Origin of the sequence: Zwartia hollandica (assembly GCF_019923725.1) — a bacterium.
Lineage (GTDB): Bacteria > Pseudomonadota > Gammaproteobacteria > Burkholderiales > Burkholderiaceae_B > Zwartia > Zwartia hollandica.
In genome coordinates this window covers 14,002-37,981 of record NZ_JAHXRI010000025.1, presented here as the reverse complement: position 1 = coordinate 37,981, position 23,980 = coordinate 14,002, and the positions used below count along the sequence as shown (strand labels likewise).

The 23,980-nt window shown below is 50.0% G+C and carries 26 protein-coding genes and 1 pseudogene; 11 read left to right on the top strand and 16 right to left on the bottom strand.

Annotated elements, in window-relative coordinates; genetic code table 11:
• Positions 1-7 precede the first annotated feature (7 nt).
• On the bottom strand, positions 8-685 hold the full coding sequence (locus KZZ10_RS14625; RefSeq protein ID WP_259662280.1) for an isochorismatase family protein: 678 nt from the start codon (positions 683-685) through the stop codon (positions 8-10).
• Between the two features lie 139 nt (positions 686-824).
• Between KZZ10_RS14625 and KZZ10_RS14620 the strand changes: the two genes are divergently transcribed.
• Together KZZ10_RS14620 and KZZ10_RS14615 are read left to right on the top strand one after the other, a co-directional pair.
• A complete protein-coding gene (locus tag KZZ10_RS14620) occupies positions 825-1,829 on the top strand; it encodes an asparaginase (RefSeq protein ID WP_259662279.1) in 1,005 nt (334 codons plus the stop codon).
• 75 nt (positions 1,830-1,904) lie between these two features.
• Positions 1,905-2,885 (top strand): Bug family tripartite tricarboxylate transporter substrate binding protein, encoded by a 981-nt coding sequence (locus KZZ10_RS14615; protein ID WP_259662278.1) that lies wholly within the window; start codon positions 1,905-1,907, stop codon positions 2,883-2,885.
• 16 nt (positions 2,886-2,901) lie between these two features.
• On the opposite strand, the gene KZZ10_RS14610 is transcribed toward KZZ10_RS14615, so the two are convergent.
• The 7 genes and pseudogenes from KZZ10_RS14610 to KZZ10_RS14580 form a co-directional block, all read right to left on the bottom strand.
• Positions 2,902-3,765, bottom strand: a complete 864-nt coding sequence (locus KZZ10_RS14610; protein WP_311133562.1) for an HpcH/HpaI aldolase/citrate lyase family protein — start codon at positions 3,763-3,765, stop codon at positions 2,902-2,904.
• A complete protein-coding gene (locus KZZ10_RS14605; RefSeq protein ID WP_311133561.1) occupies positions 3,762-4,478 on the bottom strand; it encodes a cysteine hydrolase family protein in 717 nt (238 codons plus the stop codon). Before KZZ10_RS14605 ends, KZZ10_RS14610 begins: the two co-directional genes overlap by 4 nt.
• Entirely contained in the window at positions 4,478-5,929 is a 1,452-nt protein-coding gene (locus KZZ10_RS14600; protein WP_259662277.1) for an amidase, read from the bottom strand. The genes KZZ10_RS14605 and KZZ10_RS14600 overlap by 1 nt, the downstream gene beginning before the upstream one ends.
• A gap of 5 nt (positions 5,930-5,934) precedes the next feature.
• A complete protein-coding gene (locus KZZ10_RS14595) occupies positions 5,935-6,174 on the bottom strand; it encodes a hypothetical protein (RefSeq protein ID WP_259662276.1) in 240 nt (79 codons plus the stop codon).
• 52 nt (positions 6,175-6,226) lie between these two features.
• The gene (locus KZZ10_RS14590) at positions 6,227-7,192 is read right to left on the bottom strand and encodes a Bug family tripartite tricarboxylate transporter substrate binding protein (RefSeq protein ID WP_259662275.1); all 966 of its coding nucleotides are present in this window, start codon (positions 7,190-7,192) and stop codon (positions 6,227-6,229) included.
• 112 nt (positions 7,193-7,304) lie between these two features.
• Positions 7,305-8,831, bottom strand: a complete 1,527-nt coding sequence (locus KZZ10_RS14585) for an aldehyde dehydrogenase family protein (protein ID WP_259662274.1) — start codon at positions 8,829-8,831, stop codon at positions 7,305-7,307.
• A 49-nt stretch (positions 8,832-8,880) separates the two neighbouring features.
• A pseudogene (locus tag KZZ10_RS14580) lies at positions 8,881-9,759 on the bottom strand (NAD(P)-dependent oxidoreductase); the annotation flags it as partial.
• A gap of 157 nt (positions 9,760-9,916) precedes the next feature.
• Here KZZ10_RS14580 and KZZ10_RS14575 point away from each other — a divergent pair.
• Positions 9,917-10,117 (top strand): hypothetical protein, encoded by a 201-nt coding sequence (locus tag KZZ10_RS14575; RefSeq protein ID WP_259662273.1) that lies wholly within the window; start codon positions 9,917-9,919, stop codon positions 10,115-10,117.
• A gap of 37 nt (positions 10,118-10,154) precedes the next feature.
• Here KZZ10_RS14575 and KZZ10_RS14570 read toward each other — a convergent pair whose 3' ends face one another.
• Genes KZZ10_RS14570 through senB form a run of 3 tightly spaced genes read right to left on the bottom strand, consistent with a single transcriptional unit; the run spans position 10,155 to position 13,740 of the window.
• Complete coding sequence (locus KZZ10_RS14570; protein WP_259662272.1) at positions 10,155-11,702, bottom strand: glycine betaine ABC transporter substrate-binding protein; 1,548 nt, start codon at positions 11,700-11,702, stop codon at positions 10,155-10,157.
• Between the two features lie 2 nt (positions 11,703-11,704).
• On the bottom strand, positions 11,705-12,757 hold the full coding sequence (gene selD / locus KZZ10_RS14565; protein WP_259662271.1) for a selenide, water dikinase SelD: 1,053 nt from the start codon (positions 12,755-12,757) through the stop codon (positions 11,705-11,707).
• Positions 12,754-13,740 (bottom strand): selenoneine biosynthesis selenosugar synthase SenB, encoded by a 987-nt coding sequence (gene senB, locus KZZ10_RS14560; protein WP_259662270.1) that lies wholly within the window; start codon positions 13,738-13,740, stop codon positions 12,754-12,756. The genes selD and senB overlap by 4 nt, the downstream gene beginning before the upstream one ends.
• A 19-nt stretch (positions 13,741-13,759) precedes the next feature.
• On the opposite strand from senB, the gene senA reads away from it, so the two are divergent.
• Entirely contained in the window at positions 13,760-14,887 is a 1,128-nt protein-coding gene (senA, locus tag KZZ10_RS14555; RefSeq protein WP_259662269.1) for a selenoneine synthase SenA, read from the top strand.
• A gap of 12 nt (positions 14,888-14,899) precedes the next feature.
• Here senA and egtD read toward each other — a convergent pair whose 3' ends face one another.
• On the bottom strand, positions 14,900-15,862 hold the full coding sequence (egtD, locus tag KZZ10_RS14550) for an L-histidine N(alpha)-methyltransferase (protein ID WP_259662268.1): 963 nt from the start codon (positions 15,860-15,862) through the stop codon (positions 14,900-14,902).
• Positions 15,849-16,793, bottom strand: coding sequence for a 3,5-dioxohexanoate:acetyl-CoA acetone transferase (kce, locus tag KZZ10_RS14545; protein WP_259662267.1), 945 nt, complete (start codon positions 16,791-16,793; stop codon positions 15,849-15,851). Before kce ends, egtD begins: the two co-directional genes overlap by 14 nt.
• Before the next feature lie 154 nt (positions 16,794-16,947).
• On the opposite strand from kce, the gene KZZ10_RS14540 reads away from it, so the two are divergent.
• Positions 16,948-17,949, top strand: a complete 1,002-nt coding sequence (locus KZZ10_RS14540; protein ID WP_259662266.1) for a Bug family tripartite tricarboxylate transporter substrate binding protein — start codon at positions 16,948-16,950, stop codon at positions 17,947-17,949.
• Positions 17,950-18,225: 276 nt separating this feature from the next.
• The gene (locus KZZ10_RS14535) at positions 18,226-18,729 is read left to right on the top strand and encodes a hypothetical protein (protein ID WP_259662265.1); all 504 of its coding nucleotides are present in this window, start codon (positions 18,226-18,228) and stop codon (positions 18,727-18,729) included.
• Here the strand turns inward: KZZ10_RS14535 and KZZ10_RS14530 are convergent.
• Positions 18,726-19,190 (bottom strand): prepilin peptidase, encoded by a 465-nt coding sequence (locus tag KZZ10_RS14530; RefSeq protein ID WP_259662264.1) that lies wholly within the window; start codon positions 19,188-19,190, stop codon positions 18,726-18,728. The genes KZZ10_RS14535 and KZZ10_RS14530 overlap by 4 nt on opposite strands.
• A gap of 24 nt (positions 19,191-19,214) precedes the next feature.
• Positions 19,215-19,559 carry a hypothetical protein gene (locus KZZ10_RS14525; protein WP_259662263.1) on the bottom strand — a complete coding sequence of 115 codons (345 nt, stop codon included), beginning with the start codon at positions 19,557-19,559 and terminating at the stop codon, positions 19,215-19,217.
• 320 nt (positions 19,560-19,879) lie between these two features.
• On the opposite strand from KZZ10_RS14525, the gene gspG reads away from it, so the two are divergent.
• Genes gspG through gspK form a run of 5 tightly spaced genes read left to right on the top strand, consistent with a single transcriptional unit; the run spans position 19,880 to position 22,731 of the window.
• Positions 19,880-20,347 carry a type II secretion system major pseudopilin GspG gene (gspG, locus tag KZZ10_RS14520; protein ID WP_259662262.1) on the top strand — a complete coding sequence of 156 codons (468 nt, stop codon included), beginning with the start codon at positions 19,880-19,882 and terminating at the stop codon, positions 20,345-20,347.
• Complete coding sequence (locus tag KZZ10_RS14515) at positions 20,322-20,777, top strand: prepilin-type N-terminal cleavage/methylation domain-containing protein (protein ID WP_259662261.1); 456 nt, start codon at positions 20,322-20,324, stop codon at positions 20,775-20,777. Before gspG ends, KZZ10_RS14515 begins: the two co-directional genes overlap by 26 nt.
• A gap of 5 nt (positions 20,778-20,782) precedes the next feature.
• Positions 20,783-21,202: a type II secretion system protein gene (locus KZZ10_RS14510; RefSeq protein ID WP_259662260.1), complete on the top strand. Its 420-nt coding sequence runs from the start codon at positions 20,783-20,785 to the stop codon at positions 21,200-21,202.
• A complete protein-coding gene (locus KZZ10_RS14505) occupies positions 21,199-21,780 on the top strand; it encodes a PulJ/GspJ family protein (RefSeq protein WP_259662259.1) in 582 nt (193 codons plus the stop codon). Before KZZ10_RS14510 ends, KZZ10_RS14505 begins: the two co-directional genes overlap by 4 nt.
• Positions 21,781-22,731, top strand: coding sequence for a type II secretion system minor pseudopilin GspK (gspK, locus tag KZZ10_RS14500; RefSeq protein ID WP_259662258.1), 951 nt, complete (start codon positions 21,781-21,783; stop codon positions 22,729-22,731).
• A gap of 23 nt (positions 22,732-22,754) precedes the next feature.
• On the opposite strand, the gene KZZ10_RS14495 is transcribed toward gspK, so the two are convergent.
• On the bottom strand, positions 22,755-23,978 hold the full coding sequence (locus KZZ10_RS14495) for a type II secretion system F family protein (protein ID WP_259662257.1): 1,224 nt from the start codon (positions 23,976-23,978) through the stop codon (positions 22,755-22,757).
• Between the last annotated feature and the right edge of the window lie 2 nt (positions 23,979-23,980).

Below are 23,980 nucleotides of genomic sequence, written 5' to 3'. Positions count from 1 at the left end.
GATTCGTCTACTTTCCGAATTTTTTATCTAGCTCTGCAAGAACGTAATCCATCGACTCGACATCGGCGAACTTCATATCCAAATCAAACATGTTCGCTTTATGTGCCTGAGGACTACGATCACCACAAGCCTCATCTACAAGAATGACTCGGAAATTATGAGAAAACGCATCCGTTGCCCCAGAGCGGACACAGCCAGAGGTAGAGATTCCGCAGATCACCAGCGTATCAACTTTGTCGTAACGTAAAAATGCCTCAAGCGGGGTGCTGAAAAAACACGAAGGTTTATTCTTGAAGACGACCCGATCGACGGCCCTTGGTGCATATTCCTCCGGCCATTCATCAGCACGAGGATCGAGTGTGTACTGAAAAGAGTCCGGCTCTGCCAACTTATAGTTCCAGGCTCCACGATAGGTCGGATGACTCCGATCATCGCGTCGACTGTAGTAAATCGGTAAATCGAGTCGACGAAAAGCCTGCGTCAGTTGAATCAAGGAAGATTTAACTGAATCCATATCTCGTCCGCACATCGAGTACGCTGGATCAACGAACATGTGCGTCGTATCGATATTGAGCAATGCCACACGCTCTCCCATGCCAATCCGCTGCGCGAATCCACCTTTGCGGTAAGTCTCGAGCTCGTGATCAGGAACAAAGCCACGCCATTTTTCTAGCTTATCCATCATGCGTCTCCTAGATGCTTGTTTGTATTATGAAGAAATAGTATCTTGAGTCTTACATACTGACAAGTAAAGCCCTCTAGAACGCTTTACTTGTATGCCACCGCCGAATATAAAAAATATCATTTCTCGGAGATAGAACAGAATGAGTGCAAAACCAACAATCGCCATGATCAGTACCGGCGGAACTCTGACAACCATCAGCGCAAATGGCGAACTAGACCTCTTCGAGTACACGGCGACGGGGACGCGACTAAACGCAACAGAAATGCTTGAAAAGTTTCCCCAAGCAAAAACGATTGCTAACGTCATACCCGTTCAGTTTGATACCCTTCCCTCCACTGCAGTATCTTTTCCGCACTGGAAAAAACTAGCATTAATGATTGATCAGCTACTGGTCAGCACACCCAACCTACAAGGTATTGTGATCCTGCATGGCACCGCAACAATAGAAGAGACTGCCTATGCGTTGAGCTTAACCCTCAAGACTGACCTCCCCGTCGTGATCACAGGCGCACAACGTCCGGCGAGTGCACTCTCGTCAGATGCTGGACTAAACATCTTTAACGCTGTGCGAATTGCTACAACACCCGAGGCTCGTGGCTTAGGCGTCTTGGTCTGTTTGAACGACGAAATACATGCTGCGCGCGAAGTAAGCAAAACCTCGACAGCGCGCTTACAAACTTTTAGATCTCCAGACTTTGGGGTCTTGGGCCATGCCGATGGGGATCGTGTTGTGTTCTACCGAAAATCCCTTAGGCGCCACAATCCTGACACGGAATTTGATATCCGTACTCTTGATGCACTTCCACGCGTCGAGATCGCATACCACTACGCCGGAAGCGACGGCATGGCGACACGCGCCTTCATTCAAGGAGGAGCCAAGGGCATCATTGGCGCGGCCTTTGCGCCCGGTCTGATGTCACCGGAAGAGAATATTGCAATGAAGGAGGCGGTCGCAGCAGGCATCAAGGTGGTCATGTCTTCGCGCGCAGGTTCTGGTCGAACCTTCGGACCAAGCAAAATAGTTCAAGCGGGATTCCTGAGAGCCGATAATTTAAATCCTCAAAAGGCCAGAATTCTGTTAGCGTTAGCATTAACTAAAACAACAGACTCAACCGAAATACAACGCATGTTCGATCAGTACTGATCGACGGCGTCTTAACAAGATGTTTATTCAGAACTCTCAATTACTAAAGCAAGCCCAATTACTCGAGGAGATATTATGGATCGCAGAAAATTTATCGAAGGTGGATTAGCGCTAGGCGCAGTCGTTAGCGTACCGGCTCTGGCGCAGAGCTCTGTCTCTAAATGGCCATCACAAACAATTAAATTGATCGTCGCCTTCGGCCCCGGTGGCTCAACCGATGTGACCGCTCGAATTGTTTCGGCAAAGCTGATGGAAATTATCGGCCAACGGATCGTGATTGAAAACAAACCAGGTGGTGGCTCAAACATCGGGTCAGAACTGGCGGCTAAATCCCCCGCAGACGGCTACACGCTTTTTTTGGGCACAGTCGCAAACGCCATCAATATGTCGCTCTTTAAAAATCCTGGCTACGACCTGCTCAAAGACTTCGAAGCCATATCCAATATTTCGAGCGCACCAGCGCTTCTCGTCTCGTCTTCTAAGCTACCCGTCAAAACTGTGCAGGAACTTATCCAATACGCAAAAGAGCGCCCCGGAAAAATGAACTACGCCTCATCGGGCGTCGGCACGACACCCCATCTCGCAGGTGAAATGTTCAAGCAGCGGTTCGGGCTTGACATCGCTCACATCGCGTATAAGGGAGCAGCGCCTGCGCTGACGGACACAATAGGCGGGGTGACGGACTTTGGTTTCAAAACGGCTCTATCCGCTATTCCAAGTGTTCAGTCAGGACAGCTCAGGGCCTTGGCAGTCGCTGCGCCTAAGCGCTTAGCACTGATGCCCGATGTTCCAACCATGGCCGAAGCAGGCGTTCCAAATTTTGACATTACGTCTTGGAATGGCTTGTTTGCTCCAGCAAAGACGCCACGAGAAATCGTAGATAAACTTTCAGCTGCCTGCGCGAAGATTGCCGCGATGAAAGACGTGCAGGAGACTTTTGCAGCGCAGGCGGCGATTGTTCAATCCAGCACTCCTGAACAATTCAGAGCTTTTGTTGCTGCCGAGATCAAGATGTGGGGGGATGTCGTGCGCTCAACGGGCGCGACCGCAGGATAGAGACCGTTCGCTACCGTCAAATCAAGCCAGCAAGGCGCGCTAAAGCAACAGTTCGTTCGGCCCGTGTAATCAGCGGGCCGTCAACGAGCTGTCCATCCACGACGAAAGCACCAACGCCTCTGGCAAGATTTTCTTTGGCAGCCTGAACAACCCTCAGTGCCTGTTGAATTTGCTGCTCCGAGGGTCGAAACACCGCATTCGCCAATCCCACCTGAGAAGGATGAATGCAACTCTTACCCGCAAATCCCAAACGGTAGGCTGCCTGAGCATCAAGCGTGAACCCGTCAGGATTTGCAATATCCACATAGGCACCGTCATAGGCCTCTATGCCCGCTTCAGCGGCAGCCATTTTGACCAACACTCTCACGACTTGCGTTGCAGAGGGCTCGCCAGACACGATCCCATAGGGTCCAAACAAGTCGCCAAAGCCGATTTGCAGGCCCACCACACGTGGATCCGCCAGTGCTAATTCTGCAGCTTGACGCAGCCCTTTGGGTGATTCGATATTGACCAGTATCCCGATTGGACGCGTCAGACGCCTATCCGTCTCGAGTTTGCCGATACGCGCACTGAGATCGCGAACAGCGGTAGCTGACTCGACCATTGGCAAATTAATGATGTGAACTGCCGAACAGACCACTGCCTCGAGATCCGCAGAGCAATGTGCCGTGTCCATTGCATTGATTCTGACGACAATTGCTTTAGTCGTTTGCGCCTGACTGGTTTTAAAAAAATCAACTAGTGCTTGCCGTGCAAAGCCTTTTTGCCCTTCCTCTACGGCATCCTCCAAATCGAAGGAGATCGCATCAGCGGCCGAGGACAGCGCTTTCGTAAAAAGTTCAGGTCTCGACGCCGGTACGAAAAGTTTACTTCGCATCATTTATTAGAACGACCCGCTTCAAATCGGCCCCCACGGCACGCCGACAAATAGTCCATCACCTCAGCGGTAGGCAAAACATCAGCGAACTGACGATCCATATCGAAGAGCGAAATCGCATGGGAAATTGGAATGCGATCAAATACAGCTTCTTGCGGCACGATGGCACGATAGTTATAAGAGGCACAATCAAAAACAGTCGCTCGGACACAATTACTTGTTGCCCCACCAACAACGATGACCGTATCCACGCCACGGTCAATCAGATAACCTAAAAGCGGTGTTCCATGAAAACCACTTGGTTTCTTTTTAACAAAGACGAGGTCTCGTTCTGTGGGTGCGAGCAGCGGGGAAAGTTCGGCACCCAGCGTGCCCGCTAGACACCATTTGTCAGACTGCAATAAATCTCTCTTGCGTCGATAAACTCCCATATCCGCACCGGAGGGATCAATTTCGAAACGCGTAAAAATACAAGGCACTTCCACTTGCTGGGCAGCCTGCACGATCTGCGCGATATAACGCATTGATTCACGTCCCACCTCACCACAGCTTGATGGCCAGCTTTTTTCATCTTCTACAGAACCCACCATATAGCGTTGCGCATCGATCACCAACACGGCGGGTTGCTGCCCGAATCCCATTCTCCGACCGAACTTACCGCGCGCAAGTACGGCTCTATCTTCGTTTGTTAAAAACTTTTCCCAAAGGGTGCTCATTATTTTTTTTCCTTTAATGCTTGCGCTCTTTTCATGTTAGCCAAACGATCCCAACCGATATCCGCCGACAATTGATGCGCGACAGACAATAAACGAGCCTCTGCAAAAGGTCGGCCAACCAATTGAGCACCAATAGGCATCCCCGCGCTATCGACTCCGATTGGCATAGTGAGCGAGGGCAGCCCTAGATAATTAAATGGGCGAACGAGTGGCGTTAACGCAGTCACAACACCAAACACGCGGCCAGGAGTCTCAACATCGGCTTCCTCATGGGTTGGAACCGGTATCGGCATGGTCGGGCACACAAGGATATCTAAATCTCGCATCGTGCCATGCAGAAACTCATGAAGTATCTTTGCACGCATCTGAAGCGCCTCAAGGTAGCGTACAGCAGGGACATGCAGACCGGGCTCTGTCCTAGAAAATACGGCTTGCGAGTAAAGTTCACGTCTCTCTCGCATCCACTGGCCATGCAACGTCGCAGCTTCAACTTTAGAAAAAATATCGGCCATCGCATAACACGTCGCAATTTGATCAGAGCGAACACGATCAACATGTCCAAATCTTTTTTGAGCGACCTCAATGAACGACTCAAAAGCGCGACTAATGTCTGGATGATAGGAAGCGATACCTTCCAAGGCGGCCCATCGACTGCCCTGACCTGCATTCTCGATAAGAGCAGGGTAGTTAGGTACTGGCGCATCGATACTGGAGGCGTCACGTGGATCCCAGCCTGCTAAAACCTGTAGCAACATCGCACAATCTTGAGCGGTGCGGGCGATAGGCCCCACACAGTCCAACGAGAATGCCCGAGGAAAGCAACCGGCACGAGAAACACGTCCGTACGTCCCCTTCATTCCAAACAACCCATTCATCGACGCCGGCAACCGCGTTGATCCCCCCGTATCAGAGGCGAGCGCACCATAGATCACCCCAGCGCCTACCGCCGCACCAGAACCGCTTGAAGACCCACCAGAAATACGGTCTGGGTCCCAACTGTTACGGCAATCGCCGAAGTGTGGGTTCTGTCCAGTCGGCCCAGCAACCATTTCATTCATGTTGAGCGGGCCCAAATCCACTGCCCCAGCTTGGTTTAGCCTTTGCAAAGCAGACGCAGTTGTTCGACCAAGATCCTTGCCCGTCACCTTTGAGCCTACCGTCATGGGCAGACCCTCCCGCTCAAAGCAGTCTTTGTGTGCGAGGGGGATGCCATGCAGAGGCCCTCGCCATTTCCCTAAGGCGGCCTCAAGGTCGAGCTGCTTTGCCTGCGCAATCGCACTGTCTGCCCAGATGTCGATGAAGGCATTAAGCGTTGGCTGAGTCTGCACAGCACGATCAATTGCATGCCGCGTTAACTCTTCTGAACTTAACTCTTTGCGCCTTAAACGCGCGCCAACCTCACTAATTGAAGCTTCTAGAATATCCGAAGGCTGATTTAACGTTAGTTGCATAGTGATCAACCCATTCGATTTGTGTCATCTGCCTCAGCCAAGAGCATCATTGCAAAATCTTGCGGATGATCCCCGCTTTGAATGCGACCTGCGGCACCGCGTCGCACTGCTTCATTCAGCCGTAAAACTTCAGCAGAAATCTGCTTGATATCAGAGCGAGACACAATCTGATGCAAGAGTTCACTGGTCTGTTGCAAAGCCGTCTGAATCGCATCTATGTCGGCCTGTCGCGCACGATCACTCACTTAAAGTCTCCTATCATTATTCGAGCCGTTATCGTTAAGTTGCGAACCTCGGCTACTGCACACCCGCACGCTTCGCGATCGCACGCCAACGCTCTAAATCTTTAACCATCAGTTGCTGAAAAGACTCTGGCGTACCAGTTGCCGGCGAGGCGCCAACCGTCTTGAGGAAATCTGCAAAATCTGGCTCTTTTACGATCTTATTCACTTCTGCATTCATCTTTTGTAGGATCGCAGGCGGAATACCTGCGGGTGCAAACAATCCCCACCAAACGTCCACGTCAAACGGAGTGCCTGTCGCCTCCATCACGGTAGGAATGCTTGGGTAGTCCAGTTCACGTTTGGCTCCGGTGAAGGCAAGCTTTGGCAGACTATCTGCCGCGTTACCTTTTATCGATGCAATGGTCGTAATGATCATGTCAAGGCGCCCTGCTACCAGATCTAACTGGGCCGGCGAGATGCCCTTGTAAGGCACTGCAGTCATTTTGATGTCAAAGGTTTCATTAAAGAGCTCAGTCGCCATTTGCGTGCTATCGCCTAAGCCCGCACTGCCGAAATTAATCTTGCTGGGATTCGCCTTGGCATAAGCGATCAAACCTTTGATATCTTTGGCTGGAAAATCTTTGCTTGTAAGCACCACAAACGGCGAACGCGCTACCTGTGCGACACCCATAAACGCCTTGGGTGGGTCATACGGCGTTTTTTGTACGGCAGCTGAAGTGGAGATTGAGCTTGAAATAAACAAGAAGGTGTATCCATCCGGCTTTGAGATCGCAACAGCTTGCGAACCGATGGTTCCTGCTCCCCCACCTTTGTTTTCAATCACAACTGTCTGACCAAACGCTTTGCTCAAACGATCTGCCAAGCGTCTGGCGATGACATCATTACTACCACCAGGTGGAAACGGAACAACGATATGGATCGGTGCTGTGGGCCAAGCCGGATTCGCAAAAGACGTGGCGGACATCCCCACTAACGCAAACATCGCGACACAACATAATGACAATAAACGACGAATCATGACCGAACTCCAATTTGTATAAAGTTGTCTTAGTTCCAGAATCTATGTGCTGAGAAAATAACGTACCTCATTGCAACAACACAATACTCCTGTGTTGTTGCAAAAACCAGACTTAATCAAGAGACGGCGCATACCCAAATGGCTGATTCGGCTGCGCAGCGGTCTCGACCCAAACACTCTTAACCTGCGTGTACTCATGCAACGCTTCAACGCCACTTGAACGCCCATAGCCGCTAGCGTCAAACCCACCAAAAGGTGAGGCCACGTTAATCACCTTATACATATTGACCCAGAACGTGCCTGCTTTGACTTGACCCGCTACGCGAAAGGCACGCCCAATATCCTTTGTCCAAACGGCACCCGCCAAACCAAAGTCACTATCGTTTGCAATCCGGATTGCGTCTTCCTCAGTGTCAAAGGGAATCGCAACAACCACGGGACCAAAAATTTCAGTACGTGCAACAGCCATGTCGTTCGTCACATTTTTAAGAACGGTTGGTCGCACAAAATAACCAGCACTGTTTGTTCCGGTGACAGCAGAGGCGCTGACAACCTCAGCGCCCTCACGTACGCCCGTCTCAATCATATTCATGACATGTTTGAATTGTGTGGCGTTCTGAATCGGACCAATTTCAGTTTCTGCCGCGGTCGGCTCACCGACGCGTAGCTTGCTTGCGCCATCGGCCACCATCTTCACGAACTTATCGTAAACACTACGCTGCACCAGCAACCGTGAGCCCGCCACACAGCTCTGCCCTGCATTACCGAAGATTGCTGCCTGCGCGCCAATACAGGCACGATCTAAGTCAGCATCTTCGAACACGATATTGGCGGACTTACCGCCCAACTCTAACAAACAAGGTATTCCGCGCACTGCAGCAGCTGCTGCAATCTTGCCGCCTGTCGCAGGTGAGCCCACGAAGACAACTTTCTTCACTGCCGTGTGGCTTAGCGCAGCCTGCCCAGTTGTGTGACCGTACCCCGCCAACACGTTTACGACTCCTTTGGGGATACCGGCTTGCTCAACGAGCTTGGCCACTGCAAGGGAACTCAAGGGGGTGAGCTCAGAGGGCTTAAGCACTACAGCATTACCCATGCACATTGCCGGCGCAATTTGCCAGCCACAGGTATTTAAGGGTGCGTTCCAAGGTGTGATCTGCAGAATGACGCCAAAGGGCTCGCGTCGGGTGTAATTGAGGTGACCACTCGGAACAGGAATGACGTTGCCATAAAGTTTGTCTGTCCAGCCGCCATAGTATTCAAACATTTCTGCGACACGCAGCGCCTCGCCGCGACAGTCCCTGATTGGCTTGCCTGCTGAGACTGACTCCAGCTGCGCGAGCGCCTCAATATTTGCGCGCAGTAGCCTTCCGGCTTCTTGCATCAAACGGCCCCGCTCGGCATGGCTCAGGGCAGCCCAGACCGTTTGTCCGGCGATTGCAGCCGCAACCGCTTGCTTAGCGACCCCAGCACCTGCATCCTGATATTGCAAAAACACATCACCCGTTGCCGGGTTAATGAGCTTAATGGGTTCGGCTTCGCCCAACAGCATCGCGCCATTCACGTAAGAGCCAACCACGCCATCTGCAAAAAAGGTCTTATAGGCGGCTAATAACTGTTCAGTTTGATTCAGACTCATGACTCACCTAATGCATATATAAGATTAATGGGCACTGCGAGAACTTAGATCAACGTGTACCTAGCTCAACGATTCTGTTGAAATCCTCATCGTCTGCAATGGAGTCTGCGCTCTTTGCCCAAAGCTCCGCCACTTTTGCAGAAAGCGGCAAATCCACACCCAGCGCGCCAATCAGCTCTTGCGACAAGCGCACGTCTTTGCGCATCAGCTTCATTGTGAAACCGGAGTCGAACTTGTCGTTCATGATCCAGGTCGGATAGCTATGCTCAGTAATGAAACTGCGCCCCGATCCCGCATTAATGCCCTGAAGCAATTGATCAGTCGGTACGCCCGCCTTCTCTGCCATACGGGTGACCTCGCCTGCAACCAGCAAATGCGCAGCAGCAAATAAGTTATTCGCAATTTTTGCAACGTGTCCTGCACCGATGGCGCCAACGTGCACACGTTTGGCCGTCATGGCAGCCAAGACCGGCTCTGCTCTCGCTAGATCTGCAGCGTCTCCACCAATGACCATGGCCATAGTGCCTGTGATCGCACCCTTGGGGCCACCACTTACTGGCGCGTCCAGCATTCTCATACCCGCGGCTTCGAGCTTGACTGCCAAACGACGGGTCGTGTCAGGATGCGAGGTCGAGGTATCAATCACCAACACACCCTTGCGGGCATGCGCAAGGATTCCGTCGGCACCCGCGACAACGTCCTCAACAATCGCCGCGGTAGGCAAGGAAAGAATCACTAAATCACACGCCGCGATCACCTCGCCGATGGTCTGCCTGACCTCGACACCTTCTTTTGTAAGTGCGTCCCGCGTTGAAGCAAGCGCATCTGTACCAATGACAGAGAAACCGCCACGCTCGAGCGATAGCGCCATGCCACGACCCATATTGCCCAGACCAATTACGCCGACAGTGTTCGTCATCAAATGATTCCCAAGAAGAGCTGGAGCTAAATGTACTAATTATGGTAATAAGTGTAACGGGACTCATACGAATAGCTAGTTTTCGGCGATACTTTTCTCAAACATACGACGGCAAGTTAGCATCTTGGCTGACGTCGCATCTTAGGATTCTGTTTTGGAAAACCGCATGACCGCACTTGAAACACGCTTTGACGCAATTTTGCCAACTTTAGCTACAAAAGAAGACCTAAAAAACTTAGAGCTAAAACTGACCGCCGCCATTCATAAAGAAATCACCCACTGCACCTGGAGAATGATTGCCTGGATGACCACCGTACTCGGCGTAAGCTTTGCTGGAGTGTTTTATATTGCAAGGCATGTTGCCTAGATACTCAAGCATCGCAACAAGACCTGATACAGAGCACTTAACGCCTGCTAGTTGCCAGCCTGCGTTCAAAGATATAAAAACCACCCTGTATCAGCAGCGCAAGGGTCGCTGACGGGATTGCACCAGCAAGCAACATCGACGTATTGTTGAGCGCTAAACCCTGTGCGATGCGCTCACCAAAGCCACCTGCGCCCACAAAGGCTGCGATCGTCGCCGTACCAACACTTGTGACGGCCGCGACGTTAATGCCGCTCAAAATCATTGTGCGTGCAAGGGGCAGCTCAATCAAAAATAAGCGGAGTCTAAAGCCAAGACCAAGCGCGGTAGCCGCTTGTCGCATTGAGGAAGAAATTTCACTGAACCCTGCGTGGGTACTTTGCACGATAGGTAGCAGAGCGTACAAGAACAACGCCACGATCGCGGGTATGGTCCCGATGAGACCGAACAATGAAATTAAAAATGCTAGTAGTGCTAACGATGGGATGGTTTGAATAACGCCAATCACAGATAAGACAGCTTGCCCGGTGCGGGGCCAATAAAAACAGACTATTCCCAAAGGGAGGCCAACAACAAGAGCCAGAAGCAAGGAGAACAGCACTAAGAAAATATGCTGTGCACCCAAACGCCAAAAGTCAGGTGCAAACAGTGTTCGCGAAAATGACTGCAGGGTACTCACCCGCTGACCGTCGCTCGAGTTCACGCCACTAGAGGTGCCCTGCGCTTGATCCGTTTTCTGTTGCAATAAAAATTGCTGCGCCACGGCAGCGAAGGTTTGCCCCTCGATCTCAACACGGGTGTTGAGATCAAGCATCATTCCCTGTGAAATCTTGTTTTCCAAGGTTTGGATGATTTTCCAGGATTCTGGAAACTTAGTCGGCACATCCGCCCGATACAACAGTAATGCTTCATACGTCGGGAAGAACCGCCGATCATCTTGCAGTATCGTCAAACCGTAACGTTTTAACTTCGAATCCGTGCCGTAGGCGTCTACTACGTCGATCTGCTTTGCAACGATCGCCTCATACGCAAGCCCATGATCAAGCCCACGCGGTGACATCCCACCTAACTGGTAGGCCTCTGACAAACCTTTCCAACCATCTTTGCGCCCAATAAACTCGTGCGATAGACCCGGCACGAGTCGCGGATGCTTAGTTAAATCCGAAATCGTTTTTATTTGAAGCTCTTGCGCCTGCTCACGCCGCATTGCGAGCACATAAGAATTGTCAAAACCCAACAGCACACCGGCTTGAAGCCCAAGCGGTGCCAGGCGTTCGTTAATTTGTTCTAGTGACAGCGCCTGCTCTGTTTTTAAGATCTCGCGGGTTATCGTTCCGGTGTACTCCGGGTAGAGATCTATTTCGCCGCTTAGCAAAGCAGATAATAAAATCCCCGTATTACCTAAACCAGACTTTAACCGCACCCGGTCTTGACCTGCGACGACAACTGACTGGCTGACAATCTCGCCCAAGATGTAGGATTCCGTGAAGCGCTTAGAGCCCACCACCAAAGGCTGAGACAGCGCTGGCAACGAAAACGCTGCTAGCGCCCAACAGGCCAGCCTGAGCACCCAGCGAGACCGACTCAACACTAGCTGACCATCAAACGGGTAGCCTGTGCCTCGCCGATATGGCCCACCACAGCAGCATCATCAAAACCATGACGCTTAAACACAGCGAGCACCTCTGGCACCGTATCGGGTGAGCAACACACCAGCAAGCCACCGCTTGTTTGCGGATCAGACAACAACGTTTGACACTCTGCTGGCAAGCCCGAGCCCAGTGTGATTTCTTTACCGTAGCCTTCCCAGTTGCGGCCTGAAGCACCCGTCACCATGCCCTTTTTGATCAATTCAGAAACATCTGGCAGCAACGGTACGTCAGCCCAATTGATATTGGCAGTCAACTTCGCGCCTCGAGCGATCTCTAAGGCATGACCCGCCAAACCAAACCCCGTGACGTCGGTCAACGCGTGCACGCCGGGCAATTCAGCTAACTCCGGGCCTGGTGTATTGAGTTTGGTTGCATTCGTCAGCATCGACGCATAGCCTGCTGCATCAAGCGCTTCTTTTTTGAGTGCCGCAGATAAAATTCCAACACCGATAGGTTTACCAAGCACCATCACATCACCAGCACGCGCACCATCATTGCGCTTGACACGATCGGGATGAATCAAGCCCAGTACTACCAAACCATAGATCGGCTCGACGGAATCAATCGTGTGCCCTCCTGCAATTGGGATCCCAGCGGTGTTGCACACCGAAGCTCCCCCGGCCAGGATCTTGCCGATTGTTTCAGTCGACAAGACGTTGATCGGCATTCCAACTAACGCCAAAGCCAAGATTGGCTTTCCACCCATCGCGTAAACGTCGCTGATTGCATTAGTTGCCGCAATGCGACCGAAGTCATAGGGATCGTCGACGATTGGCATAAAAAAATCAGTTGTTGCAATCAACGCCTGCTCATCGTTGATTTTATAGACCGCGGCGTCATCTGCCGTCGCAATCCCTACCATCAACTCCTTAGGAATCGGCATCTGCAAGGTACCTTTTAAAATCTCAGATAAGACCGCTGGCGCGATCTTGCAACCACAGCCACCGCCATGCGAGAGCGAGGTCAAACGAGGTTCATTGTTAGGCATCATGCTTCCTTGAGTATTAGGTTTTCAACAATTGTAATCAATCCACTGCTCTCGCGAGCGGCCTCAAATAAATATGCACGCTGTGCGCACTGCATTTGTAATTGCGCAGCAAACGACAAGTCTTCTCTAAAGCGGATCAGCAGTCTCGCGAGCTCGCGCGCATCACCGACTGTAAAAAATCCAACATAGTCTTCGCCCAACATTCCAATATTGCCTGCAATGCGGGAGGCCAACACAGGAACGCCACTACAGACAGCTTCCATAATGACGTGGGCCCCGCCTTCCATCACACTCGGATGCACAAGAACGTGCGAACGCTGAATATAGCGTCGAGTTTGCTCATGGCTGCGAGCACCCAAAAACCGATAGTTCGGATGCTTAGCTGCGGTATCGTGCGCTTGTTGTGCCAAAACCTGATCGTGTTCGCCACCGATATGACGCAGCTCAATATCGCTACGCTCGGCTAATAACGTAGCCACCTCGAAAAAAGTCTGAGGGGATTTTTCTGATCTTAAGTGCCCCACCATAACCGCTCGCACATGACGGCTCGTTTTGAGCAAGGTCTGACGAGTACTCGTCGATTGAAACAACACCTGCGTTTTATCTTGAAACTTCGTTGGCAACTCGGCCAGCCCCGCTGGTTGCAACACGATTAACTTTTTGGCCCAACCCAGGGACTGCTGTGCCTGAGGGTCTTGCTTGATATCCCGATAGAGGTCGGTACCGGTGAGCACCACACATAGGCCCTCAGAACCTCGCCGAGCATACCAGGCAGCTATCGATGAATAACTGCGCCGAGCATGCAAGGCAATCAACACGTCATCTGTTCGGGCACCATCCCATTCATTGACAATGCGGACCATACAAGTTGTCGAAAGCATATTGGCATAACGCTTAGCCGTCTGCCAATTACCATTATTGGCGCTTGCCAGTGCCGGACTTACAATAACAACTCTGGGCTTGCGAATTTGAGCAGCTGTCAACATGAAGAGTAACTAAACCAAGATGCGTGAGGCTAATACCAAAGAGCTGTCTGCCGCACTGCAGGAAATGCGCGCGCATACTCTAGATTCATTTAGCTTCTATGCGCGTGCAAAACAACTTCACATTCCCTACAAACCAGAATTCAATCCGCCGCTCTGGGAACTTGGTCACATAGCTTGGTTTCAAGAATACTGGATCGCGCGCAACCCGACACGCAGTGAAGGAGTCGCAATGCGAAGCGGCCTTCCTAAACAAAATTCAGTGCTCGCTAAGGCAGATCAATGGTACGACAGCGCTAAAGTACAGCACGAAACGCGCTGGGGGCAAGGATACCCCTCCAGCGATGAGTGCTTGACTTATGCAGCGCAAACACTAGAGCAGACCCTCACGCTCTTACAAAACACCTTAGACGACGACCCAGCGGTTTACTTTTATTGGCTCGTCTTACAACACGAAGCGATGCATCTCGAGGCAGGCGTCTATATGGCGCAAGCACTTTCCATCCCCTTTGACGCAGCATGGGTATACAGCGCGCCCATACACAGATCGGCATCGCAAAGCACGACAGCGAAGCTACCCTCACAGCACTGGACACTCGGCTCGGCATCCGACCATTTTTGTTTTGATAATGAACTAGGTACTCGCAGCGTCGCACTTCAGGCATTTGAAATCAGTCTCGAGCCTGTTTCTTGGGCTCAATACATGACATTTATTGTGTCAACGGGCCATAGACTGCCTCCTTATGTTCGTCATGTGGGGTCAAGCTTCGAGGTGCAAACTTTTGGTATTTGGGCGCCTATGGTTATGCAAGCACCAGCTGTTCACATCTCTTGGGACGACGCACAAGCGTACTGCACCTGGGCGCAATGTCGACTGCCAACCGAAGCCGAGTGGGATTGTGCGGCACGCACTCTCGCAAACTTTAACTGGGGTGAGGTCTGGGAATGGACACAAGATACGTTTGAGCCCTTCGAGGGTTTCGTCGTGCATCCCTATGCCGAATACTCTGCACCTTGGTTTGGAACACGCAAAGTGCTCCGCGGCGCGGCCCGCGCAACCCACCGCGCTTTACGCCATGTTCAGTACCGCAATTTTTTTACACCCGAGCGCTGCGACATCTATTCAGGCTTCAGAACCTGTGCGCTCTAGGCGCGTCTGCCCTTAGCTAGCCCAAAATACAGCAAACTGCTCTTGTTGATCAGTCCAGTGTTGAGTTTGCGTAAAGCCTGCCGACAGCAAAAGTTTTGAAAACTTTTCAACTGTCCATTTATACGAATTTTCAGTGTGAATCGTTTCGTTTTTTTGAAAAACACGCTGATGGCCAGGCCACGACACAGTCACTTGACGACGCGCCTGCAAATGCATTTCGATACGTGACTCTTTTACATTGAAATTCGCTAGGTGCTCCCAGTCGCGCACCTCAAAATCAGCACCAAGCAAGCTATTCACGTGCCTCAGTACGTTTAGATTAAAGGCGGCCGTCACACCAAGCTCATCCGCGTACGCGCGCTCTAAAACCGCAGCGTCTTTCACGAGGTCGATCCCTATCAGCAAGCCTGAGCCGGGTCGTGCAGCTTTGCATACCCCGACGATACGTTGCAAAAAACCTAAGGCCTGAACAGGATCGAAGTTACCCAGACTAGAGCCTGGGTAGAACGCAAAGACAGGTTTCGCTGAAAGCTGCGCTTGTAGCTCGGGCGCGAACGTTAAGTCGCTTGAAAAATCCATCCCCACACCAACCATCGGAACCTGAGGATGCTCGCGTTGCAACCGCTCTAACGTACCAGTGAGATAGTCTAGTGAGATATCTACGGCGACATATAAACCTGGGGGAGTACGCTCAAACAAGCGAGCTGCTTTCTCACAGCTCCCCGCGCCGAGATCAAGCCATGCCGCCTGCGCAGGGATTTGCGCATGAATCGCCTCAGCATGCTCAGTAAAAATGGCCGCCTCAGTTCGTGTCAAATAGTATTCAGGTAGATGCGTAATCGCATCAAACAATGTTGACCCTAACGCGTCATAGAAATACTTTGGCGAGCAATGTGCTTGCTGAGCCAACAACCCTTGCGACAAGTCATCTTCACTCGAGACCGGAGCTGTGCTCAGGGCATTAAAAGTTAACATCGTTGCCGCCCTTGAGCTGCAACATCTCGCGCGCCTCGTCAGAAGAGGCAACACTTAACCCAAGCCCCTCAATCACCTGGCGCACCGCGCGTACTTGCATGGCATTGCTCTCGGCCAGTTTTCCTGGGCCTATCCAAAGCGAATCTTCCAGGCCAACACGCACATGCCCACCGAGGGCTACAGATTGCGCCGCGATCGGCAGCTGATTTCGTCCCGCACCCAAGACGCTCCAATAGTAATCGTTACCGAACAAACGATCCGCCGTACGCTTCATGTGAGCGACGTCTTCTGGATGCGGCCCAATTCCACCCAAGATACCGAAAACGGATTGAATGAAAAATGGTGGTTTGACTAAACCACGATCTGCAAAGTGACGCAGCGTATACAGATGCCCAATGTCGTAACACTCGATTTCAAAGCGGGTGCCATTAGCCGCGCACGTTATCAGAATATTTGCGATGTCTCGAAACGTATTTTTAAAGATCCGGTCATCCGACTCTTCTAAGTAAGGCTTTTCCCAATCGAATTGAAACTTTGGATAGCGCGCCAGCATCGGGAACAAACCGAAGTTCATTGAACCCATGTTTAAAGAGGCGACCTCAGGTTTGAAATATGCGCAGGGTTTAAGGCGCTCTTCCACACTCATCGTCGGCGCGCCACCAGTCGTAATGTTGATCACGACATTGCTATTGTCTTTGACGCGCTTCAAGAAAGGCGTAAAGGCCTCAGGGCGCTGATCGGGGCGACCATTGACAGGGTCTCGCGCATGCAGGTGCACCAAAGCTGCGCCCGCAGCATGTGCCTCCAAAGCGGCATCCGCAATCTGATCCGCTGTAATGGGCAAATGGGGCGACATCGTCGGCGTATGTATTGCGCCTGTCACCGCACAGGTAATCATGACTTTATTGTGTTTTGCTTTTGCAGTACTCATGAATAGTTTCCTAATTGACGAATCAACTCATACGGATAGCTTTGTGGGGTCTTTATACAATATAAATTCTTCAATCCTGACATAGCCACTTTAGGCTTCCCTAATGTGTATAGTATGCGTCATGGTTATTATGGCTTGGCTTACGGAGACAACAATGAAGAAGAAAACTTTACCTGTTAAACAGCTCTGTGCAGCGCTGATGGCGGTGGCAGGGATTGGTCTAACAGGCGGTCAGGCGCAAGCGCAAGCAGCAGACGCTTTCCCTACTAAAGCGATTAAGCTTGTGGTGCCCTTCGCGCCTGGCGGCGTGACTGATACGAGTGGTCGCATCGTCGCCGAGGGCTTATCCAAACGACTGGGTCAACAAGTCATAGTTGAAAACAAGCCCGGTGCCTCCGGCAATATTGGTGCCCAGCAAGTAGCGACCTCGGCGCCCGATGGCTACACGCTGTTTTTAGCGCTGGATGGGACCTTGGTAATTAACCCCCATGCGTATTCTAAGATTGGCTTCGATACACTAAAGGATTTTGAGCCGATCGCAAAAATTGGTAACTCCGTCATTATTTTGGCGGCCAATCCAAATGTGAAGGCAAAGACCCTGAAAGAACTGGTGGCCTTGGCAAACAGCACGCCCGGTGGCCTTTCTTATGGCACGTCGGGTAATGCCAGTATCGTGCACTTAGCCGGCGAACTGCTCAAACAACAGTCCAACTCCAATTTTGTGCATGTCGCATATAAAGGCGGTGGCCCTGCTGTCGCCGACGCTTTGGCAGGACACATTCCGTTGACTTTTGCTTCGGCTGCCTCCATCAATCAACACTTAAAAGCTGGGACATTAGTGGCCCTCGGTGTGCCAAGCGCAACCCGCTCGGCAGCCTACTCTGACATTCCAACCTTTAAAGAGGCGGGTATCCCTGGGATTGAACTGAACTCATGGGTCGGTGTCATGGCTCCAGCAAAAACACCCGCTGCCATCGTTGCCAAGTTAAACAAAGAGATCAATGCCGTCTTGCAGGATCCGACAGTTAAAGCAAAGTTACTTGGCTCTGGAATCGAAGCGGCAAATACAACACCGGCTGAGTTTGGTGACGAAATCAAACGTGACCTAGCGATGTACAAACCGGTCGTTGAAAAAGCCGGCATTAAAGTCAATTAAGCGGATCGAGAAGTAGAAAAGCGCCCTAAGGGGCGTTTTTTTATTTGCTACTTGAGCGGCGGATGAAGGTATCAACGCCCGCCTCCCCAACAAAAGGGGGGTCGAATTTGACATGCTCTACGGCCAAAGTTCAGCGCGCCACACTATATCTAACAAAATAGCATTTTTGTCACTATGATATAGTGTCAACTATGGTTGCTTCCAAGGGCCCGTACTTGTGTTGGCCAAACTTAATTCTTTGAACATCACCATTGGTGCACTTATCTTGTAGAGCCTATGCGCGCACTTGCCATACTTCTAGTCATGCTGCTCAGCGCGTGCGCAGTTCCCCCTGGTGGCAGTATCCTAAACCCTGCGCCAGCAGAAGAGCCTTCACCGCTAGAAGCCGTCATCGCCGTGAGCAAAAAAATAAAATCACTCTGTATTGAACCAGAGTATGCGACGTACTTTGCCAAGACCTTTTGCACACCCAGCGAATTGAGCCTTGCCATGATGTCCGACAGAACCAAAATCACTCAAGCGCAAAAAAACGCTCTTAACGCCTGGGCCCAGGCGTATGACAAACTTGCTAACGAAATGAACGAAGCGCTGGCTTTAACATCGGCCGCAAACAAGCAGATGGCCGATTACAACAAACTGGTTGCGTTTCCAGCGGCTCAAAAAAATCGCTTAGATCTTTATCAAGGAAACATTACTTGGGGTGTTTACAACCGTAAACGTAAAGAAATATCGGATGGCATGGCCGCTGAAAGCAGGCGGGTTGTTCAGCAAAAGATTTAAGGCCCAGCCAATAGCACTTTATCAAGAATAAACGCACAGGCGAATATGCTCAAAAATGGCCCGAAGGGTATGGGATTTTGAAGCGTCAAACGTTTGAATTTAATGAGGATTAGGCCAACAATAAACCCGAGTATCGAGGCAAAACACAATATCGGAAAGATTGCTTGCCAGCCTAAAGTCGCTCCAATCGCTGCCAGCAATTTTGCATCACCTTGTCCGATCCCTCGTCGTTTTGTAATTTTAAAATAACATTCATCGACTAACCGTAGCAATCCATACCCGATCATGATGCCAAGCAATGCCTCAGCGGTTGAGCAAAAATTATTTGTACTAAACGTGTTGAATATCACGCCGCTTACGATGAGCGGCAGAGTGATCCAATCGGGAAGTCTGAACTCCTTTAGATCGATGAGCGATGCCCACACAAGCAAGACAATCCAGACGGTAACGTAAACATACATCTGCTTTGTCTTTTCTAATGAAGTTTAAAAGCGTTTTGCCGTCATCGGAACTGAAATTTGCTTACCTTGATAAACAACCTCGACGCTATCGGGCCCAAGACTCTTTAAAAAGTACCCTTTATCAAAAGTCTCACCAACAGCAATGGCTCCCGAATTTTTTCCATCGATCTCAAATATCGCATACCCACTGGATGAAGCATCATGACGCATCAAACCTGTCAGTTGAATCTTAGAGAGGTCAAGGTCCTTATGACCGAAGAGGTTAGCAGCTTGTTGAATATCATGCACTTGATAAATCTGCGCGGGTTGAACAGCATCCGAAAATCTTGGCAAACGCTGCACCGCTAAGTAGGTGTAGATCAGGGTCAAAACGATACACAACACTAATATATTTCTGATTACCTTCGCAAACCATAGGGGCTTCAATTGATTGAAAAAGCTACCCCACTGCCGAGAACGATACAAGTTCTGATTTGCAGGCTTTGATGTCAGGTAACCAACAACTTTATGCCCAGACGTTGCCCAGTCGATCGAGCGATCAGCAGTTAGAAACTCTTTGATCTTTCTGAACCACCGAGCGAGCGAACTTAATTGATTAGGCACTGTTTGAATAGGTTGTCAAAGATGATCTCGAATCCCGATTTTATCCCTATCTGGCCTACTTTTGTCTATTTAGGATTTCAACTCAAATGAGAAAAATTAACATCTTCGACCGAACCCACGAGGGTTGTCTCGCCAAAAATCGCTCACAGCTTGGCTTCACGTTGATTGAGGTGATGGTTGTCATCGCGATCATCGGAATCATGGCAACCTTGATCGTGCCGCAGATTATGAGTAAACCCAATGAGGCACGTGTAATAGCTGCCAAACAAGACATTAGCTCAATCGTTCAAGCACTCAAACTTTATCGCCTGGATAACAGTCGCTATCCCACCACCGAACAAGGGCTCTCCGCTCTGGTGGCAAAACCTACTAGCGAACCCATCCCGCAAAACTGGAAACCAAACGGCTATGTCGACCGCCTACCAAAAGATCCGTGGGGCTTTGCGTATCAATACTCAAATCCAGGTACCCGAGCAGAAATTGATGTCTTTAGTCTCGGCGCCGACAATAAGCCTGGAGGAACCGGCTTTGACGCCGATCTTGGTAATTGGTAACAAAGACGACCAAGCTGGCTTTTCACTCATTGAAGTACTCGTTGTTTTATTAGTCCTCAGCATTACGTTTGGGATGATGTCAGTATCGTTTTTCAATACTGAGCAAACGCAGTGGAAAGATATGAATCGCAGACTGCTCGTTAGTCTGAATCACGGTAAAGATGAAACAACTCTGTCTGGTGCGCCGATTGTGTTTCAAATCGATAGAAAAGGCTGGCGCTTTTTAGCACCTAACTTAAAAGACGAGTTTTATGTGCTTGGCGATGCGCTCTCCCCCTACGCTTGGAAAACTCAAACAAATGTCGAAGGAATCACTCAATTTCAGTTAGACGAAGCGGGCTCAACGTCACCCGTTGTATTTAAGATTATTCAAGGCTCTTTGACCGCCACAATTCATCGCCGTCGGGATGGCTATTTTGAAACTCGTTAACAGCTATGCAGTTCAGACATAAGAATAATGCTCAGCAACTAGGCTTCTCTTTAATAGAAGTCCTGGTTGGCCTTTCAATACTAGCGATTGCCCTCATGGCTGGCGTTAAAGCGTTAACACAAAGCGTTCAAACGCAAACGACAGTTCAGCAACAGTATTTTGCGATGCTATCGGCCAATGATGCGCTCAACAGAATTTACTTACAAAAGGTATGGCCAGAATTTGAAACGTATAAAACAAACTGCTCGCAACTAAACGTACCATTAGTTTGCATCCGTTCTACCTTTGCCACACCAAATCCGTTGTTTAGACGGGTCGTCATTGAAGTCTACCTCTCAAATCCAACTGACCCAACCTCAGCACAGGGTCAACGGCTGGCCAAACTCACAACGATTGTCTTCAATTATTTAACGTCAAATTTATGAAGAACGATCAAGGCTTCACGTTAATTGAGACCATGGTTGCGCTTCTTATTTTAGGCATCCTTGGCCTCATGGCCAGTCAAGGCCTAGGTGGTGCGTTTCGAGTGAAAGACAGCGTAGAGGAACAAATCAAGGATCACGAAACGGTTGTTGTCATGCTGAAACACTTTCAAAATGACTGCGAGACAATGGTCAAAAATGCTGACGAAAAATCACCACCTAGTTTTATCCAAGGAAATACGTACACCTGGATCATGCGGCACTACTCCTCCGTGCAAGCGAGTGGCTGGCAATTTGTCGGCTATACCGTCTCAGACAACTCCCTTAAAAGATATACCACCCCGCCCTTTCGCGACAAGCAAGATGCGGCACAGATGCTCGCAGTGCTGTCAAAAGATCCAGACCTAGGGTTAGCCTCTGCTCAACTCTCCTATCAATTGCCACGAGTCTTGCAGCAAAAGATTGAACCGTACTGGAGTTCGCACACCAAAACATCGGCTGTCGGTCTGCAACTTTCACTATCACGTGTCGGCATGCGAGCTCCTCTGACAAGTTCTTGTATCGCAGAAGGGAAGTTATAGATGTGTGATTCATACTCACAGTCACAGTCACAAAAAGGCTCGGCTACGCTTATCGCGTTAGTTGTAGTCAGCCTGATTGCGATCTGCGTATCAAGCCTGATGTGGCAACAAGATTTTGAAATCAGAAAGACTCAAATTTATAAAGAGAATACGCAGGTGTCTTGGCTGCAACGATCACTCATTGATGTAGTGAGACTGGTATTGAAAATTGATTTAGTGAACAGCCCCGGAGTCGATCATTTAGGCGAGATCTGGGCGCTACCCATCGAAAATAGTCGCGTAGAAGACTACCTTAAAAACCAAGATCTACCGGAAGAGTTAAGAAGCATCAAATTTAGCGGTGCGATCCAAGACGCCCAAGCACTTTTTAATATTGCCAACTTGTGGGATTCCAACACAAGCAGTGTCAATCTCGCCGGACTTCAGACCTATGCAAATTTGCTTGAGCAACTTGGACTTAACAAGAATCTAGCCGACCAAACGGCACAGTATGTTTTGCGGAATAACCGCCGACTGCAATATCTTGATGAACTGATCAACATACCAGGCTACAGCAGTGATATGTTAAGAAAACTTAGCCGCTTTGCAATCGTATTGCCAGAGCCGACCGCGATCAACATGAATACGACGTCTAACGAGATCTTGTTAGCATTACTGCCAACCTTATCGCAAGCAGATGCCATGCGATTTATACAGTTGAGAGTGAGCATGCCTTTAAAAAGCCAGAACGATATCACTCAGTTACTGACAAAGATTCAACCAAATAGAGCACTGCAGCCTCTGAGCTCAGTGGAAGTCAAATCCGATTACTGGTTGGCACATACCAACATGCTCATCGAGCAGCGCAGTATTCATACCCAAGCGCTCATCCGAAGATTTACAACTCCACAGTCTGATAAAAACTACACCGCAGTTTTATGGAGCAAGCAAAGAATTATTCAAGTGAAGTGAGCCCATTCCTTTTAACCTGTATTTCAACGAATTCCGTTATTCATCTCTAAGATCGGCTGCATCACCGCCATCACAATGCCAAGCACCAACCCTCCCATCAATAAAATCAATAGTGGTTCAAGTAAGTTGGTAAATAGCTTGGTTTTATGTTCGGCTTCAGCCTCGGCATTCTCTGCCGCATAACGCAACATTTCAGCTAACTGGCCACTAGCCTCCCCCGAGCGAATTAAATGTACAAGGATAGGTGAGAATATCCCTTGGTTCGCGATAGCCTTGGCAAGAGACGATCCTTCAGACAACCGTACTTCAGCCTGCTCGATTGTTCGCTTCAGAACCAAATTAGAAAGCGTATTCTTTGAATAATGCAACGCGGAGAGTATGGGGATATTGGCCCCCAAAAGCAAGGCCATTGTCCCGGCAAATCTGGCCGTTTCAAACTCGAGAAGTAATGCCCCAACAACGGGAATCTTTAAACATAGCTCATGACAGCGATATTTAAAATCAGGGCGGCGTAACAAATATTTAAAGATCAGCGTGCTCACCAAGCCTGCCAGCAACAGAACCAAACCCCATTTGCTTAAAAAATTAGACATTGCCATCACAACTTGAGTGATGACTGGCATTGTTTGTTTAGTCGATTCAAAGACGCGAACAATTTGGGGAACCACATACGTCATTAAAAAGATGATCACGACAATTGAAATACTGGCGAGTGTTGCGGGATAGACTAAGGCGCCTAAGGCTTTTTGCTTAAGCGCTTCTCGCTTTTCTAAAAAAAAGGCCAATTGCGTCAGCACCTCGGCCATTTGGCCGGACTGCTCAGCCGCAGCGACGATACCTTGATAAAACGCGCCGAAAGATTGGGGGTGGTTGGCTAGCGCCTGAGAGAGAGGTAGACCAGAACGGATATCTGCCAAGATTGAATCAAGCACCTTGCGCGTGTGCTTCTTGATACTAGAATCTTCGGAAAGAATGCTGATACCATCTTCGATAGAGATTCCCGATCTAACCAGAAGCGCTAGCTGCTTTGACAGAATAGCCAAGTCTTTTGAAGAGATCGACCGGCGACTCGAAAATAAACGACGGTCATTGACAACCGCTTGTGTCAATGCGACATCGACAATTGAAAGAGGAACCAACTCTTTACTCAACAAAAGCTGCCTGACCGCGCGCAGACTATCGCCTTCAACGGTGCCGCGTTCTGTTTTACCAGCATAGGTAACAGCTTCAAACTGGAATAGTGGCATGG